17 protein-coding genes are annotated in these 16,496 nt (G+C 63.3%); 10 read left to right on the top strand and 7 right to left on the bottom strand.

From position 1 onward, the window contains the following. Window positions 1-447: 447 nt before the first annotated feature. Window positions 448-1,842 (top strand): FAD-binding oxidoreductase, encoded by a 1,395-nt coding sequence (locus tag IVB22_RS05505; RefSeq protein ID WP_247516294.1) that lies wholly within the window; start codon window positions 448-450, stop codon window positions 1,840-1,842. Between the two features lie 45 nt (window positions 1,843-1,887). Here the strand turns inward: IVB22_RS05505 and IVB22_RS05500 are convergent, their stop codons facing one another. Then, entirely contained in the window at window positions 1,888-2,124 is a 237-nt protein-coding gene (locus tag IVB22_RS05500) for a hypothetical protein (RefSeq protein ID WP_247516293.1), read from the bottom strand. Window positions 2,125-2,433: 309 nt separating this feature from the next. Between IVB22_RS05500 and IVB22_RS05495 the strand changes: the two genes are divergently transcribed. Next, the gene (locus IVB22_RS05495; protein WP_247516292.1) at window positions 2,434-3,285 is read left to right on the top strand and encodes a glyoxalase superfamily protein; all 852 of its coding nucleotides are present in this window, start codon (window positions 2,434-2,436) and stop codon (window positions 3,283-3,285) included. Between the two features lie 57 nt (window positions 3,286-3,342). Here the strand turns inward: IVB22_RS05495 and IVB22_RS05490 are convergent, their stop codons facing one another. Together IVB22_RS05490 and IVB22_RS05485 are read right to left on the bottom strand one after the other, a co-directional pair. Continuing rightward, window positions 3,343-3,726: a DUF1488 family protein gene (locus IVB22_RS05490; RefSeq protein WP_256467376.1), complete on the bottom strand. Its 384-nt coding sequence runs from the start codon at window positions 3,724-3,726 to the stop codon at window positions 3,343-3,345. Window positions 3,727-3,843: 117 nt separating this feature from the next. Then, entirely contained in the window at window positions 3,844-7,629 is a 3,786-nt protein-coding gene (locus tag IVB22_RS05485; RefSeq protein ID WP_247516290.1) for a tetratricopeptide repeat protein, read from the bottom strand. A gap of 399 nt (window positions 7,630-8,028) precedes the next feature. Between IVB22_RS05485 and IVB22_RS05480 the strand changes: the two genes are divergently transcribed. Then, on the top strand, window positions 8,029-8,250 hold the full coding sequence (locus IVB22_RS05480) for a hypothetical protein (protein WP_247516289.1): 222 nt from the start codon (window positions 8,029-8,031) through the stop codon (window positions 8,248-8,250). An 83-nt stretch (window positions 8,251-8,333) separates the two neighbouring features. Further along, the gene (locus IVB22_RS05475; protein WP_247516946.1) at window positions 8,334-8,699 is read left to right on the top strand and encodes a hypothetical protein; all 366 of its coding nucleotides are present in this window, start codon (window positions 8,334-8,336) and stop codon (window positions 8,697-8,699) included. Window positions 8,700-8,747: 48 nt separating this feature from the next. Here IVB22_RS05475 and IVB22_RS05470 read toward each other — a convergent pair whose 3' ends face one another. From IVB22_RS05470 to fliL, 4 genes are read right to left on the bottom strand one after another with little or no spacing between them, the layout of a single operon-like run. Beyond that, complete coding sequence (locus IVB22_RS05470) at window positions 8,748-9,530, bottom strand: MotE family protein (RefSeq protein ID WP_247516288.1); 783 nt, start codon at window positions 9,528-9,530, stop codon at window positions 8,748-8,750. Beyond that, window positions 9,527-9,964 carry a DUF6468 domain-containing protein gene (locus IVB22_RS05465; protein ID WP_247516287.1) on the bottom strand — a complete coding sequence of 146 codons (438 nt, stop codon included), beginning with the start codon at window positions 9,962-9,964 and terminating at the stop codon, window positions 9,527-9,529. The genes IVB22_RS05470 and IVB22_RS05465 overlap by 4 nt, the downstream gene beginning before the upstream one ends. Beyond that, window positions 9,961-11,163: a flagellar motor switch protein FliM gene (gene fliM, locus IVB22_RS05460; protein ID WP_108519780.1), complete on the bottom strand. Its 1,203-nt coding sequence runs from the start codon at window positions 11,161-11,163 to the stop codon at window positions 9,961-9,963. Before fliM ends, IVB22_RS05465 begins: the two co-directional genes overlap by 4 nt. A gap of 18 nt (window positions 11,164-11,181) precedes the next feature. Beyond that, window positions 11,182-11,673, bottom strand: coding sequence for a flagellar basal body-associated protein FliL (gene fliL / locus IVB22_RS05455; RefSeq protein WP_247516286.1), 492 nt, complete (start codon window positions 11,671-11,673; stop codon window positions 11,182-11,184). Window positions 11,674-12,061: 388 nt separating this feature from the next. Between fliL and flgF the strand changes: the two genes are divergently transcribed. The 6 genes from flgF to IVB22_RS05425 all read left to right on the top strand — a co-directional run bounded on the left by flgF (window position 12,062) and on the right by IVB22_RS05425 (window position 16,474). Beyond that, window positions 12,062-12,826, top strand: coding sequence for a flagellar basal-body rod protein FlgF (gene flgF, locus IVB22_RS05450; protein WP_247516285.1), 765 nt, complete (start codon window positions 12,062-12,064; stop codon window positions 12,824-12,826). Between the two features lie 18 nt (window positions 12,827-12,844). Continuing rightward, window positions 12,845-13,633, top strand: coding sequence for a flagellar basal-body rod protein FlgG (flgG, locus tag IVB22_RS05445; protein ID WP_247516284.1), 789 nt, complete (start codon window positions 12,845-12,847; stop codon window positions 13,631-13,633). Between the two features lie 10 nt (window positions 13,634-13,643). After that, entirely contained in the window at window positions 13,644-14,726 is a 1,083-nt protein-coding gene (gene flgA, locus IVB22_RS05440; protein ID WP_247516283.1) for a flagellar basal body P-ring formation chaperone FlgA, read from the top strand. A 5-nt stretch (window positions 14,727-14,731) separates the two neighbouring features. Beyond that, window positions 14,732-15,484 carry a flagellar basal body L-ring protein FlgH gene (gene flgH / locus IVB22_RS05435; protein ID WP_247516282.1) on the top strand — a complete coding sequence of 251 codons (753 nt, stop codon included), beginning with the start codon at window positions 14,732-14,734 and terminating at the stop codon, window positions 15,482-15,484. 226 nt (window positions 15,485-15,710) lie between these two features. Then, the gene (locus tag IVB22_RS05430; RefSeq protein ID WP_247516281.1) at window positions 15,711-16,166 is read left to right on the top strand and encodes a YidB family protein; all 456 of its coding nucleotides are present in this window, start codon (window positions 15,711-15,713) and stop codon (window positions 16,164-16,166) included. A 44-nt stretch (window positions 16,167-16,210) separates the two neighbouring features. Continuing rightward, window positions 16,211-16,474, top strand: coding sequence for a GlsB/YeaQ/YmgE family stress response membrane protein (locus IVB22_RS05425; RefSeq protein ID WP_247516280.1), 264 nt, complete (start codon window positions 16,211-16,213; stop codon window positions 16,472-16,474). Window positions 16,475-16,496: the final 22 nt, after the last annotated feature.

The following is a 16,496-nucleotide window of genomic DNA, read 5'->3' as shown; positions in this document are numbered from 1 at the left end:
CCGATGTTTTCCTTTGTTGCTTAGCGATAGTCTCTTAGCGATAGTCATATGTCCGTGCCGCATTCAGAAACCGGTCTGCCGCCGCGCTGCGAGATCTGCGGCGTAGGTACGGCCCAGATCGGAAAGCTGCCCCGGATCGGACTGCGCCCCCTCATCTACGTTTACAAGTGCGACGCCTGCAACCAGATCACTTCGATCGAGCCCGAGCGGCAGGACAGCCCCACCATCACCCCGCCGATGCCGAAGTCGCGCATCAAGAACGCCCCGCACAGGACCTCCCGGCGACAGCCACACTGATCGCCGGTCACAGCCCCGGCCGAGAGATGGCGCCTTCAGAGGGCGCCTTTCCAGTTCGGAAAATGCCGCGATTGGGCCGGTCCGGGTTTCTTCCTGGCCATGCCGCATGTAAAGCTTCGGCCAAACTTCTCATCAAGAAGAGGCAGGGGCATGTCCGAGGGCTTCATTGACGAACTGCGCAACGCGCTCGACAAGGGCGCGGTGCTATCAGGCAACGACATCGACGCACGCTATCATCACGATCTCGCTGGCAATCCGGTGCCGAAACCGCGCGCGGTCGTCCGCCCGAGAACGACGGAGGATGTCTCCGTGTTGCTGCGGCTCTGTCATCGCGAAGGTGTCCCCGTTACGACGCAGGGCGGCATGACCGGGCTGGTGCGCGGCGCGCTGCCGAATGCGAACGAAATCGTGCTCTCGATGGAGCGCATGAACAGCGTTGAAGAGGTCGATGCCTCCGCCGGCGTCGCCATCGCGCAGGCCGGCACGCCGCTGCAAAAGCTCCAAGAGCGGGTCGAGCAGGACGGCCTGATGTTTCCGCTCGACCTCGGCGCGCGCGGCAGCTGCACCATCGGCGGCAACATCTCGACCAATGCCGGCGGCAACCGCGTCATCCGTTACGGCATGACGCGTGACCTGGTCCTCGGCCTCGAAGTCGTCACGGCCGACGGCACCGTGCTGAAGGGCCTGCGCAAATACATCAAGAACAACACCGGCATCGACTTAAAGCAGCTTTTCATCGGCAGCGAAGGCATCCTCGGCGTGGTGACGCGCGCAGCGCTACGCGTTTTTCCCGCGCCGGCGGAGCGGCAGGTGGCGCTGTGCGCCCTGCCCTCGTTCGGTCAGGTCATGGCATTCCTGAGGATGGCGCGCGAAAGCCTCGGCGGCGAATTGACTGCATTCGAAGTGATGTGGAATGCCTACTACCGCCTCGTCGTCGAGCGCGTGAAGGGCGTCGCGGGGCCGCTGCCGACGCATCACCCGTTCTACGTTCTGCTGGAGGCTTCCGGCAGCGACCCCGGGCGCATCCATGCCGACCTCGAGAAACTGCTCGAGACCGCGATGGACGACAATCTGATCCTCGACGCCACGCTCTCGACCTCGAATGCATCCGCCGCTACGATCTGGCGTATCCGCGATTCCAGCGTCGAGCTCGGCCGTACCTTCCCTTACGCCGCGAGGATGGGGTTCGATGTCAGTCTCGCCATCGACAGGATGGAAGAATATGCGGATACGCTTGATGCACGAGTCAAAGCGATCGATCCGCACGCCTTCACCATCGTGATGGGACACGTCGGCGACGGCAATTTGCATCCCAGCGTGTATCACGAACATACGCCTGACAAGCACGATGAGTTCGAGAAGCTGGTCTACGACCTCACGGGCGAATTCGGCGGCTCGATCTCGGCCGAACACGGCATCGGCATCCTCAAACGGCCCTACCTGAAAATGAGCCGGACAGAGGAGGAAATCGAAACGATGCGCACGCTCAAGCGCGCCCTCGACCCGAAGAACATTTTGAACCCGGGGCGGATCTTTACGGTGTGAAGGAATTCTGGGCGGTTAGCCGAACCGGACGCCCGCACTCGCCGCTCACCCCTTGAAATCATACTGCTTGCAGAGGTGGTCACCGATCTGGACCAGCATGGCGACGCATTCGGGAAAGCCGGGTTTGGCGATCGTGGCATCGTCGGCCTCGGCGCGGAATTCCCAGCTGTCACCGTCAGGGATCACCGAGATGACGATGCCGTCGGGGCAATTGGCGTGGACCTTCAATTCGGCTCGCGCCATCTCGATGAGTTCAGCTTCGGTTTTGGCGGGCTTGCTCATCGTACGCTGTCCTCCGGAAGGTTGTTTGCCTGCAGGTTGCCGCTTTGACATGCATCTGTCGAGGGGTGACGGAACGACGCGCCATCTCGTCGCGCTCGATGGCCCCATTCCGCCCGCTGTCACGATTGACAAATCCGGGATCGCAAGCACACATATTCGACGGGTGGATACGACCCGCTGCTTGCGCCCCTCCCGGGGTATGGCGAATGTATCAAGCCGAACTTTTAAGGCTTTCCTCATGCCCCGAGCGAACGGGTCAGCAACGCAAGCCCCTGACGTATCTCCGTTCGTCGATGCAGAGGATCGTCCATGCGCGATTTCCGCGACGCAAAAGCTATGGCGCAAACACTACGTGAAGCGCTGAATGCCAAATCCGTTTCCCTCACCCACAGCGAGTCCCTGGAGCTGATTGCCAAAATTCTGGGCTGTCGGGACTGGAACGCGCTCGCCGCAAGAATTCAGTCCAGCAGTGGGCAGACCGGCTCACCCGCAGCATCGCCGCCGGCCGACAACAGCCCTCCCGACCAAGCCGCGCGGCAGAAGGTCGTCGTGGATGCGGCAATTCTCGATAACTATGCCGGTTTCTACCAGCTCGGCGACAACGCCGTCTTTACCGTGACGCGCGAGGCGGATCATTTGCTCACCCATCTGACCGGACAACGGCACGTCGCATTTTATGCGCAAAGCCCAACCGAATTCTTCACTGACGTCGTCGACGCACAGATCACTTTCGTCCGGGACGAGCGCGGGCTGGCAACATCCGTGATCCTGCATCAGGGTGGCGGGAGTCATCCGATGCAACGCATCGACGCGGCAACGGCGCGGCAGATTGCAAACCGGACGGAAGAGAAGGTGAAAAGCCAGTCCGCCAGCCCCGGGACCGAGACAGCCCTTCGCCGCCTAATTGACGGGCTCATCAGCGGCCAGCCCAATTACGACGAAATGAGCGCGGCGCTCGCCGAGGCTACCCGTCAGCAATTGCCAAACCTGCAGCCTGGCCTTGCCGAACTGCGCGCCGTCGAGTCCATCAGGTTTCTCGGTGTGGCCCCCCAAGGCGAAGATGTCTACACCGTCAAGCACGAAAACGGCGCGTCGCATTGGCGAATTGCGCTGGACGCGAACGGAATGATTGTGACCGCGTGGGTGACGCCGGGACCGTGATACGGATGCGTGGTCGCTGTTTTACGGCTGCTGTCGAGGCGACCGCAGCGCGGCGCGTTATTGCGCCGCGCTTGCCGGCCTCGCTTCGGCAATGACCCGCAGCGAAACGGTGTTGCCCGTATCCGGCTCCGAGTCGGTCGCGATCGGTTCGGTCAGCGATGGCGGTAGTTTCTGAACGTGCTTGGTGAATATCCTGACGATCTGGCCTTTCACGCATGGCCCCTTGTCGAAAATTTCGGATGCGATGCCCTCGACGGCATCCCGCAGCGCCAAAAATTGCGCCCGCCTTGCGATGCTCTCCGTACCCTTCACGCCTCCGAGTTCGTCCAATGCGGCATCGCTGATCTGGCACTCCACCGTATCGGCGGCATTTCGCATGGTGAACCTGAACGCCAGGCGTTCGTTGTCGTGTCCTATAATTCGGTCCCGGGTCAGCGGCATCGGACGGCCAGTTTGGACGGCTAGCTAGAGACGATTGCAGAGAGCGCCAACGAGGCGCTGACGTCCTCCCTAATGTGCCAACTGGTCAAAAATTGGCCGAACCTGCGGCCGAATCCGCTACTTCGCCTGCTTCTTCAATTCGATCCGCCGGATACCTGATATCGCGGGCAAGGAGCCGGTGTGGACCGGCTCGGCCCCGGACATACCCGGCGATAGCGGCGCGCGGGCGGTGGCATCCGGGAAGCGGATCTTCATTTCGCGGATGAAGCCGTCGAGCGTGTCGACGCTGGCGGCCATCTTGGCGATCAGGGCGAATTCGGTGCTGTTGGAGGCGGCCGGCTTGCTCGCGGTCTCGAACGCGAACCGGTCAGCCTCGCCGGTCATCAGCGGCGCGTATTTTTCGCGGAAACGGGCCAGGCCGATCGCGTCCCCGGCCAGCGCATAGCCGACCACGGCGCGGATCACGTCGCTCTTCTCGGCGGCGTTCAGCGGCCTGAAATCCCGCCAGCGGTCGGCGTAGTACAGTTCGATCTGTTCGGAAGCCTCCCGCCACTGCCGCGACGCCCAATAGATGTCGGAGCGCAGCCGGATCGCTTCGCGGCCGGTGATGTTGGAGATGATATCGAGCGCGAGGTCATGCCGACCGATGTCGCTCTGGGCCCGCGACTCGAGGAGCAGCCGCTGCTGCCGCAGTTCGCCGGAGAGATCGGCGATCCGGGTCAAGCGCAGCGCCGCGATCGCCCGGTCCGGCTTGCGGTTGGTCAGGTAAACCATGGCAAGGCGTGCCGCCACCTGCGCGCGCGCGGCTCCCTCCAGCCGCTTGTCGACCTGGTACTGCAGCAGTTCGGCGGCCTGGTCGAGCAGGTCGACCGTGGCCAGCCGATCCGCCAGGCGCCGGATCATCTCGTCGCCGCGCCGGCCGATCGGCGTCAATTCGCGAAACTCATAGAACATGGCGAGCGCATCGACCGGCTTCATGTCGTCGCCCTTCGAGCCGAGATAGAGCTCCGCGAACAAGGCGGACGCCGCATCCTGGCCCTGCCGCGACAATTCGGAATTGGGCTGCAGCTTCGTCGCGGTCTTGGCAGCGGCGAGCGAGTCGGCGTAGCGGGCGTTCTCGGCGTAGATCTGAGCCATCTTGTTCAACGCCTTCAACTCGATCTCGTCGCCACGCCAGGTGACCGACAAAATCTCCAGCTCGCGCAGCAATTCGGCCTGGCCGAGTTCGCCGCGCCTGTGCCGCAGCAGGGCCTCCAGCAGCCCCGCCTCGGCCGACGCCTGCCGGTCGCTCGACTGCGCCGCGTAGCGGTAGGCGTCGAGCGCGTCCTTGTCGTGCCCCAGCGCCTCGGCGAGCCGCCCGCGCAGCACCGCGATCCCGGGCTTCATCTCGTTGGGAATGCCGATCACCTCGAGTTCGCTGCGCCGCCGCGAGGCCCCGGCATAATCCTTCACCTCGAGCGAGGCCCGCATCGCATCCGCGGTGATGATGCGCTGCAGTTCCAGCGGCAGCGCGGCGATCGAGAATTCGGCGTTCTTGAACTTTTCGCGCGCGTCCGCCCATTTTTCCTGACGGGCGAACGCGAACCCTTTCCACAATTGGGAATCGTGGCCGTTGCCGATCGCAGGACTTGCAAGATCCTTCAGCGCCCGCTCGGGATGGCCGATCAGGATGCTGGCGACCGCGTGCACCATCAGCACGGCGGCATCTTCGTTCCCCGGGTTAGTGTCGGAGATGATGAGGTTGGTCACCCCCCGCGCTTCCTGATACATCCCGCGCGACATGTAGAAATTGGCAAGCTCGAGGCGGGGTTGCGCCTTTTGCTCAGGCCCCGCGGCGGCCGCGGCCTTGATCAACGCATCCAGCCGGGTGAGAAATTTCTCTTCCCTGTTCTTGCGCCATTCGTTGGCGTCGAACAGCGGCCTCACCGCCGCGGTGGCGCGTTCGGCCGCGACGTCGGCCGACGACAGCGTCAATCCGCCGGGTCGTCCAAGCATCACCTTGTCGGCGCCGACCTCGGCGTTGATATCGTCGGAGTTCGGATGCACGACCACGCCGTGCACGGATTCCAGCAGCGATAATTCGACGAAATCCTGCCGCTTGATGAGGCCGCGGGTCGGCGGCGGCGCGGTGACGACCAACAGCGTATCGCCGGCGTCGGGATCGACCAGCCGGTGCATCGCTCCGGGATTGGCCAGCGGCACGGTGACATTGGCGAGCGCGGGATCGGTAATGTTCCTCAGCACCATCAGCGGCAGCGGCGGCGTCTGGCCGCGGTCGGCGAAAGTCAGCGTCCACTCGGCGCCGTTGGCGCGGCCTTCGCTTTCGAGCGAAGGGATCTGCGGCCGGTTGAGGCGGATACGGATGGCCTGGCCCTTTTCCAGCGGCAGCCGGCTGACATTGCCGATGATGGCGCCGCCCTTGGCGCGGATCGGTTCGACATCGATCGGTTTGGCCTGGTCGAACACCAGCCACACCGTATCGGCGCGGCGGAACAGCGCAGCCGCGGTCGGCGCGGCAAAGGAGAACGTGACGCGCAGGCCGTCGCTGTCACGCCTCGCCTCGACAGTGGCGGTCTTGTCCTTGGCGCCGCTATCCGGCGGCGGATTGGATGCTGCTGCCCCCTTCGGCGGCTCCGCGGGAGGTGGAGCCTGCTTGGGCGCCACAGCCTTCGGAGCTTCCGCAGCGGCAGCCTGGACCTGTTCGGCAGGCTGCCCCACTTTCGCAGCTTCTGCCGGCGGCGATGCTTGTTCCGGTGCGGCTGCCATCTTCTCGGCCGCGGGAGCCGCATTGTCCTTGACCGGTGTCGCCTTTTCGACGGCAGGCGTTGCGGCCTCCGCCACGGCCGGCGCTTCAGTCATCTGGGCAGGCTTGATCTCGATCCGGGCCTGTTCGGCAATCATCTCCGAGGTAACAGCCGGAATCTCCGCCGGCTGCTGCGGCGGCTGAGATTCCTTCAGGGCCTTGTCGCGCGAAATCCGCGCGGCTGGACCCGGTTTGGCCGGCATGGCCGGCTTGGCCTCGGCATGGGGCGCGGCCAAAGCGGGCTTTTCCGCCTGCTGGAAGGCGACATCGATCACATAGTTCTTTTCCTCGCGGAAGGAATGCACGTCGACCTCGCCGATCAGCACGATGTCGACTGCGGAAGAATCGACGTCGGCCCGCTGGTTGATCGAGGCGACGTTCGGTGGCGCCGCCACCTTCGCATCCGCCAGGTCGAAATTGAGCACGCTGTTGAACTGCAGCGTCAGCTTCTGATCGTTCAGCACCGACGACACGTTGACGCCGTCGGGCATCTCGAACACGAAACGGACGAAAGTCGGCTGCACCGAGGCGCGGACACGCACCGGCGGCCTCTTCTTCGCGGCGTTGACCGCAAGCTGCGCCCGAAGCGCGCGTTCGGCGGCCCGCGCCCGCTCCGCCAGTTCGCGCACGACCGCCGCAGGAAGCGCGGGCGGCGGACCGGTCCAGCTATCGGGCAGGAAGTCGACGAAGATCCGCTCCCCCGCCGTCATGGTGTTGACGGTTGCCCGCCGCGAGAGCGACAGCCGGATCGCCGTACCGTCGGGATCGCGCCGCGCCGAGCCGACATAATCGGGAACGGCATCGGACAATTTGTCGACGGGAATATCCACCGGGCGCTTGAAGTGGATGATGATGATCGAACCCGCAGTCGAAACGTCTGACTCGACGTCCTCGGCCAGCTTCAACACCAGCCGGGCGAAACCGCCGCCGGACGTAAACGTCGCCTCCCCCCGAACCGGATCGTCGGCCCGGCAGGGCTGCGAAATAGCGAGGCCGGCAAGCAGCAAGACAAAAGCAAGCGGCCGGCCGAGGCAAAGCCGGGCCGCCCGCGCCAAAGCGCGGCCCTGCGACCCAGTTCCAGCGGCAGCCCTTTGCCCCATCCAGGAAATCTCGCGGCCTCAATGAATTCTGCGGCGAAGCGCGCTCGCCTGCCGGTTTGAATCTTGGATTGGCCGACTTAAGGTTTTGTTAACGTCAACTCATTGATTTCGTTGGAGGGACGGCTTGGCGCCCGGACCAAGCATTACACGTCGCAGGATGGGTCGGAATCCGGTCCCTTTTCTTGATCATCCGGCACGCCGCAAGCTCGCGGGCTGCGGCTATTGCCACAGCGCCGCCCCGCGCCTTGATCTGCATCAATAATCTCACGACGGTTGGAACCAACATCAGCCATCCCGTCTTAGGGAAATAATGGACCCGGGACGCGGGGCCGGCAGTCAATCAACCAATGCGCCCGGGTCGCCAAACCTGCCTCAGGCAGCCAATTCGGAGTGCGTGAAATGGCAACCCAGATCGTGATGGATCGTACCGGTGACACCCGCCACACATTCGACATCCATGATCGCGCAGAGGTCGAAAAGGCCGAGCGGCGTTTCAGGGAATTGACCGGCGCAGGCTTTACGGCAGCGGTACGATCGGGGCCCGGCGAGCAACGGGTGATCCGCTCCTTCGATCCGACGGCGGAGGAAACGCTGTTTTATCCGCGTCTCGTTGGTGGCTGACGGCAGTGACCCAGCAGATCGTCCTGGCGATATGCTCGTTCGTCCTGGCTTTGCTTGGCACGCTGCTGCTTTCGGCGCTTTCGCTGGTGGTGGCGCGATCTGGTTCCTGCAGCAGATCGTTCCGCTACGAAACCGAGGCACGAGCGCTGACCCTGTTGAAGGGCTGGCTCTCGCCGAAGCAGCGTGCCTGCTATGAGCGCTTCCGATATTTCGACGTCGTCGGCAGCGACACCGGGACGCGTTATCGGATACATCACGGCACGCAGACGAACATCGAGGAGCTCAACGGCACGGGCCACCACGTCTGCAAATGGTGCTTCGTTCCGGATGGCGACCTCGTCGCGGGCGATGTCATGCTGGCGCAGAAGATCGCGCTTGAAACCAACGAGCGTGGGGCGCTCTCCGTAGCCCATCGCTCGTTCGTTTCGTCGGGGCCGCGCAGGTTCTGACCGGGTGGCGCCAATGCCTTGTTACCGCGGGGCGCTTGGCGCCCCGCGTCAGTTGGGCCTTTGCTGCAGAATCTTGCCTTCGATCTTCGGCAGCTCGGCCGTGGACGTGGATTTATCGGTGCCGGCACGGCGGGCCAGTTCGACCGTCAGCCGTTCGGCCGCTTCCGGCTGCATCAGCCCGAGAATATCCGACATCTTGCGCGGCGCGATCTGGGAGGCGATTTCGTAGAGTACGGACATTTCCAGCCGGTCGAACACCTTGGCGGCGTCCTTCGGCTTCATGCCCTCGTACATCGTGATGATGCCCTTGAAGCGGGCGGCGTCCTGCTCCGCCTTTTGCCCCGTCGCGGTCGAGATCTTTGCCTCGGTGGCCTTCATTTCCTCGACGCGGCCCTCGATGCGTTTCTCGGCGGATTTCAAAAGGCTTTCGCGAATTTCGATTTCACGCGCGCGCTGCTCCAGTTCCTGACGCCGCGCCTGCAGCCGTTCCAGAATGGCGCGCTCCGACGGCGACACCGATTGCGGGTTCTGGTCGGGAAACACCACGACGCCGTCGGGCTTCGGCGCGTCGGTGGCGGGAGCGGCCGGTTTCGGCGCCTCTTCCTTTTTCTCTTCCTTCTTGACCGAACCGGTAATGTCGGCAGAATCGGCTCTGGCACTGTTCGGATAACCCAGATTGTCCTGCGCCCACGAACGCTTGGCCGGCTGGCTGACCTGATAGTCGAACACGTATCCGCCATCGATCACGAGGCCCGCAACCTTCAGCACAGCAAGGCCGAAGATCGCGACCAGCACGACCGGAATGACGCGGATATCGCGAAACGACTTCATGCGGCGAGGCCACTGGCCCTTCGGCGTTCGGAGAATGCTTCAGCCGCCGCAGCAACCGCCTTGGCGGAGGAAACCTTGGGCGCTGCGGGTTCGGCGTCCTGCGAGGGCCGCGCCGCGATCGCGATCTTGGACAGCCGGCGAATGACGCCGTCGCCTTCGGCCAGCATGTTCTTCAGATGCCCCGCCATCTGCGTCGCCGCCGCAAGCTGGCTGCCGAGATTCTCATTGACGTCGCGCACGGTGTGCTTGAGGCCGCCGATCGCCCGCTCGGCGATTTCGGTCGCGGTGATCAGTTCCGCGATCGTGGCTTTCAGCGAATGCTCGTCCGCCTTCAGCCGCTTCAGCCGCTTATTGAGCAGCATGCAGTAGCCTATCGTGAGCATCAGCAGCACCGCGACCAGACTCTCGATTACAATGCCAAGGGAATGACTCATTGTGCCTCCATCAACTTGGTTTGTTCGTCGGCCTTCTCGAACATCGCGAAGGTGGTATTGGGTTTGCGCAACTGCTTGGTGACGCGGATGGCGACGCGGTCGCCGACCCGGCCCATGCGCCCTTCGGTCAAAAGAACGTTGCCGCAGCGGACCTGCACCAGCGCTTCAGGACGCATTTCCAGCGGCAGGGTGTCGCCGACCTTCAGCTTCATCAGCTGCTTGAGCGGAATGTCGGCTTCATACAGCACGGCGTCGACCGATATCTCGGCCTGCGCCACTTCGGTCGCAAAATGTCCTTCCCAGATCGGATCGCGGCCGAACTTTTCGCCCATGAACATCTGGAGCAGAACCGGACGGATCGGCTCGATGGTCGCGTAAGGCAGCAGCAATTCGATGTTACCGCCGCGATCTTCCATGTCGATGCGCAGCCGCACCAGGATCGCGGCGTTAGCCGGCCTGGAGATTGCGGCGAAGCGTGGATTGGTTTCCAGCCGGTCGATCGAGAACGTCACCGGCGACAGCGGCCGGAACGCCTGCTCGGCGTCGGCCAGCACCACCTCGACCAGCCGTTTGACCAGGTTGGTTTCGATCGTGGTGTAGGGCCGGCCCTCGATGCGCAGCGAGGTCTGGCCGCGCCGGCCGCCGAGCAGCACGTCGATGATCGAATAGATCAGGCTGGAATCGACCGTCGCAAGGCCGAAATTTTCCCACTCCTCGGCCTTGAACACCGAGAGCACTGCGGGCAGCGGGATTGAATTCATGTAGTCGCCGAAGCGAACCGAGGTGATGCGGTCGAGCGAGACTTCGACGTTATCAGAGGTGAAGTTGCGCAGGCTCGTGGTCATCAGCCGCACCAGGCGGTCGAAAACGATTTCGAGCATCGGCAGACGCTCGTAAGACACCATCGCGGAATCGATGATGGCGCGAATGCCGGAATGGTCGTCGAGATTGACGTCGCCGACGGTGAAACCGAGCAGATTGTCGATTTCTTCCTGCGACAGAACCCGTTCGCCGGAATTCTTGTTGCCGAACTCGCGACCGCCATCCTCGACCATGGCCGCCCACTGCAGCGCCATGCTCTCGGAAAGTTCATTGGCGGCAGCTTCTTCCGCGGCCGCCGCGGGATCCTCGGAATCCAGGGAGGCTTCCCATTGCGCGGCAATGGCGTCCTGGTCCATCTGGTCTTGGTTGCCGGCCATGATGCTAGATCCGTCCCATCACTGCACGACGATTTCCTTGAACAACACGGCGGTCACCTGCTGGGGCGCCACCGCGTTGTTGACCCGCTTGGTCAGTTCTTCCTTGAGGCGAAATAGCCCGGCCGAACCGTTGATGTCGGAGGCACGCAATTCGCGCAGGTAGGTCTGGAACAGGTCGGTGACGCGCGGCAGGTTCGGCTTGATCGCCTCGACATGCTTCTCATCCTTGATCTCGAGCACGACCTTGACGCGGAGATATTGCACCCGCTCGCCAGGGGCCCCGACCAGGTTGACCATCATATCGGGCACTTCGACAAAGGACGGCGGCTTCGGCGGCGGCGCTTCGGCGTGCTTCGCCTCGCCATGGCCGCGCATCAGGAAGAACCAGCCAGCGCCCGCGCCGAGGATTGCGACGAACCCGGCAACGGCAATGATCAGCTTGAGCTTGCCCTTTTTCGACGGTGAGGCATCTGCGCCGTCTGCGCCTTCCGCCTGCTCGTTGTCAGCCATTGCCCCGCCCGCTTCGATTCCGAAAAACGAACGCGGTTGCCACCAGCCTGGGTAACGATGCCCCCACAACGCGAAACAAAAGCCGCCAGCGCACACGCGCTCTCTACAAGTGCAACGCTAGGGTAATAATGGTTAACGGAACCTTTCCATTGACGCCCAAGTAGGAAAAATCTGCCGGGCAAACATGGTCAACAAGACCTTTCTGCCGCCCTCGCCGCGCCCCGAAAAACGATTAACCCCTTAAAAAACCATAGCTTCCCGACTTGGCACGGCTTTCGCTGAGTAACTGGCGTGACCTGCCGGCTTGGGAGAGCCCAAAGGTTTACGACGGATCCGGACCGCGGGCTTGGGAGAGCCTGCTTCGGATCGATCAAGGGGAGAACCACCGATGGAGAATATGCTTCTCGTCGGACTTTCGCGGAAGATGACGCTGGAACGGCAGTTGGACGTCATCGCCAACAACGTCGCCAACATCAACACGACTGGCTTCAAGGCCGACCGGTCGCTGTTCGAGGAATATCTGCGCTCGCCGGCGCATGAAGACAATTTCCAGCGCGCCGACCGCCGCGTCTCCTTCGTGCACGACCGCGCCACCTTTCACGATTTCGCAGCCGGCCCCTCCGAGCAGACCAAGAATCCGCTCGACGTCGCGATCGACGGCAACGCCTTCCTGGTGGTGCAGACGGCCGCCGGCGAGCGCTACACCCGTGACGGCGGCCTGCAGATCAACAATCAAGGCCAGCTTGTCACCGCGAGCGGCGACCCGGTGCTGGGTACCTCCGGCCCGATCGTGTTCCAGCCGACCGACAAGGCGATCAACATCGCAGCCGACGGCAATATCACGGTCCTCGAGGGCACCGGCAGCACCGACTCGGTCCGCGGCAAGCTGCGGCTGGTCAATTTTGCCGATGCCCAGAAGCTCGTGAAGGAAGGCGGCAACCTCTACTCGGCGGGCCAGGGCGTCGCCGCCCAGCCCGACACCGCCTCGCGGGTCCGCCAAGGCTTCATCGAGAAATCGAACGTAAATTCCGTTCACGAAATGAGCCGCATGATCGAGATCACGCGCGCCTACACGCAGATCTCGACGATGTTGCAGCAGCAGCACGACCTGCACCGAACCGCAGTCGAGAAACTCGCCGACGTTCCGGCATAACGCTTAAGGAATAGATCGATGCGCGCCCTCTACACAGCAGCGACCGGCATGGCGGCACAGGAACTCAACGTTCAGGTGATCTCCAACAACATCGCCAACATGCGCACCACCGGCTACAAGAAGCAGCGCGCAGCGTTTCAGGATCTGATCTACGACCATGTGCGCCGCGTCGGCGCGCAGGCCTCCGACCAGGGCACCATCCTGCCCGTCGGCGTCGACATCGGCGGCGGCGTCAAGACCGTCGGCACGCCGCGCCTGATGGGCCAGGGCACGCTGTCGCCGACCGGCAACGACCTCGATGTCGCGATCCGCGGCGAAGGCTTCTTCAAGATCCAGGTGCCCGACGGCACCTATGCCTATACCCGCGACGGCTCGTTCATGATGGACGCGCAGGGCCGTGTCGTCACCGCGCAGGGCAATCCGGTGCAGCCGACGATCACGATCCCGCAAAATTCCTCGCAGATCACCGTCAACGCGCAGGGCCAGGTCACGGTGGTGGTGCCGGGCTCGACCACGCCGACCCTGGTCGGCCAGATCGGCCTGACCCGCTTCATCAACAAGGCCGGCCTCAACCCGATCGGCGACAATCTGTTCACGGATACGCCGGCCTCCGGCACGCCGCAGGACGGCGTCGCCAATACCGACGGTTTTGGCGACATGCAGCAGGGCAATCTCGAACAGGCCAATGTCGAAGTGGTGACCGAAATCTCCGACCTGATCGCCGCCCAGCGCGCCTATGAGATGAACGCCAAGATCGTCAGCGCGGCGGACCAGATGCTGCAATCCACCTCCAACATGTTCCGCTAAAGGACTGGTCATGATCGCCCGCGCCCTCCTCCTGGCCACAGCCCTGATCGCCATATCGAGTGCGGCCGCGGTCGCGCAGACCCAGGAAACCTTCGCGAACCGCACCGTGATCGCCGCGCCGGTACTGCGCGCCAACGTGCAGGTGTCGGGCGATCTGGTGCGGATCGGCGACGTCATCGACAATGCCGGCAGCGCCGCGCAGATCGCGATCTACCGCGCGCCGGATCTGGGCACCACGGGCTCGCTGCCGGTCGCGCAGGTGCTCAACACCCTTCGCGGCCATCATGTGATCGGCGTCGATGCCCGCGACCTGAAGGAAATTTCGGTGACGCGTCTGGCCCGCACGCTCGAAGGCAGGGATATCGAGCAGCAGATCGCCCGCGCGCTGGAGCGCCGCAACGGTCTCGGCGACGCCGCCAATCTGTCGCTGACCTTCGACCGCGACCCCAGCGACGTCAGGCTGGACGCCGGCTTCACCGGTGCCATGCAGGCAGCCATCGTGCGCTACGACAACCGCAACGGCCGCTTCGACGTCACCTTTGAAATCAGCAACGAGAACGGCGCCGCCGCGGCCAAGCTGCGTTTCACCGGCACGGCGATCGAGATCGTCGAAGCCACTGTGCTGGCACGCAATGTCGAGCGCAATGAGATCCTGAAATCGTCCGACGTGGTGGTCGAGCGCCGCCCGAAAGCGGAAGTCGGGGCTGATGCCGCCGCGCGCGACCGCGCGGTGGGCATGCAGGCCCGCCGCCAGCTCCGTGCCGGCCAGGCGATCCGCACCGCCGATCTCGTCAAGCCCGATCTGGTACAACGCGACCAGAACGTCATGTTGGTCTACGAGGCGCCCGGAATCTACCTCACCATGCGCGGCAAGGCGCTGGACAACGGCACCGAAGGCGACGTCGTCAACGTCATGAACGTGCAGTCGAAGCGCACGCTGTCCGGCACCGTGATCGGCCGCGGTCAGATCTCGATTAGTCCCGTCTCGATCACGCCGGCGGCGTCCCGCCTGCCGCAGACCAGCGATGTGACACAACCCGCGCCCGTTGCCGTAGCCATCGTCAGTTCGCCAGTCGCTCCAAAAGCCGAGTAATGTAAATGTCAGTCATCCGTCTCAACCGCATCATTCTCACTGGCGCCATGCTGTCGCTGGCCGCCTTGGCCAGCGGTTGTTCCTCGATCGACCGTCTGTCGCAGATCGGCGAAAAGCCGAAGCTGACGGAGATCGAAAACCCGACCACGCAGCCCGGCTACAAGCCGGTGCAGATGCCGATGCCGAAGCCGGAACAGGCCTCCTACAATGCCAACTCGCTGTGGCGGAACGGCTCGCGCGCCTTCTTCAAGGATCAGCGCGCCGCGCGCATCGGCGATATCCTGACGGTCACCGTCAATATCACCGACAGGGCCAACATCGCCAACGAGACCCAGCGCAGTCGCACGAGCAAGGAAGATTCGGGAATAACCGATTTCATCGGTGCCCAGACGATCACGCAACCGGCCAAAATCCTGCCCGGCCGCATCCTGACCACGGACTCCACCTCTTCCAGCGACGGCAAGGGTTCGGTCAACCGCCAGGAAGCGCTGCAGACCAACGTCGCGGCCGTGGTGACGCAGGTGCTGCCGAACGGCAATCTCGTGGTCGAGGGCAAGCAGGAAATTCGCGTCAATTTCGAGATCCGCGAATTGATCGTCGCCGGCATCGTCCGCCCAGAAGACATCCAGAGTGACAACACGATCGAATCAAGCAAGATCGCGCAGGCCCGCATCGCCTATGGCGGCCGCGGCCAGATCACCGACGTGCAGCAACCCCGCTACGGCCAGCAGGTGATGGACGTGCTGCTGCCGTTCTAGTTTTTCTTAGAGCTCCCACACTCCATCGCGAACCTAGGCGCGATGAAGTGTATCAACACGGCCTCCGCCAGCTCCCCTGACGGAGGCCGTGGTCGTTTGCGTGAGAACCATCATCTTGAGCTTGCGGCGGCCTGGGGGCGTGTTGTCTCCCTTACGGCCGATCACGCATGGAACCGAAGCTTCCGCCCTGCGTTCCTGACAGCACCACAACTACAGGGAGGCTATCATGAGCCGCGGAATGCCATCGATGACTGCCCTTCTCGGGCTACTCGCCATTGCCGGATATCAGAACCGCGACAAACTGGCAGAACTTCTCAAGGGCGCTGGCGGCGGCCAGCCGAATGAAGGCTCCGGTCAGCAACCCCCGGGCGGCTTGCTGGGCAATCTGGGCGGAATGTTGGGCGGCGCCGGGGTTGGCGGCCTCCTCAACGGCGGGATCGGCGAACTACTCGATAAGTTCCAGCAAAACGGCCAGGGCGACAAGGCTGAATCCTGGGTCAATCAGGGCCCGAACAAGGATGTCTCGCCCCCGGAATTGAAGCAGGCGATTGGCTCCGACGTTCTGGCACAACTCGAACAGCAAACCGGACTGTCGCAGGAGGAAATCCTGGCGAGATTGTCGCGCGAGCTTCCGGCAGCCGTCGACAAATACACGCCGGACGGCCGTTTGCCTGCAGCATGAATTGATGGACGTGACGTCGGAGCAATCAGGAACGGAGCATCGAGATGGGCATAATTTGGACGATCATCATTGGTTTCATTGCCGGCGTGATTGCCAAGTTCATGATGCCTGGAGACAACGAGCCCTCAGGCTTCATTCTCACCACCATACTGGGCATCGTCGGCGCCTTCGTGGCGACTTATCTCGGTCAGGCGCTCGGATGGTACAGTTCCGGAGAAGGCGCGGGCCTGATCGGTGCGGTAGTCGGCGCCATCATTGTGCTCTTTGTCTACGGTCTCTTCGCCGGCCGGCAACGGCGATCGATCTAAAGGGCTGGACCTGATGATAGCG

The sequence above is a fragment of the Bradyrhizobium sp. 190 genome, assembly GCF_023073415.1.
Taxonomy (GTDB): domain Bacteria; phylum Pseudomonadota; class Alphaproteobacteria; order Rhizobiales; family Xanthobacteraceae; genus Bradyrhizobium.
This window is presented reverse-complemented; position numbering and strand designations above follow the sequence as displayed.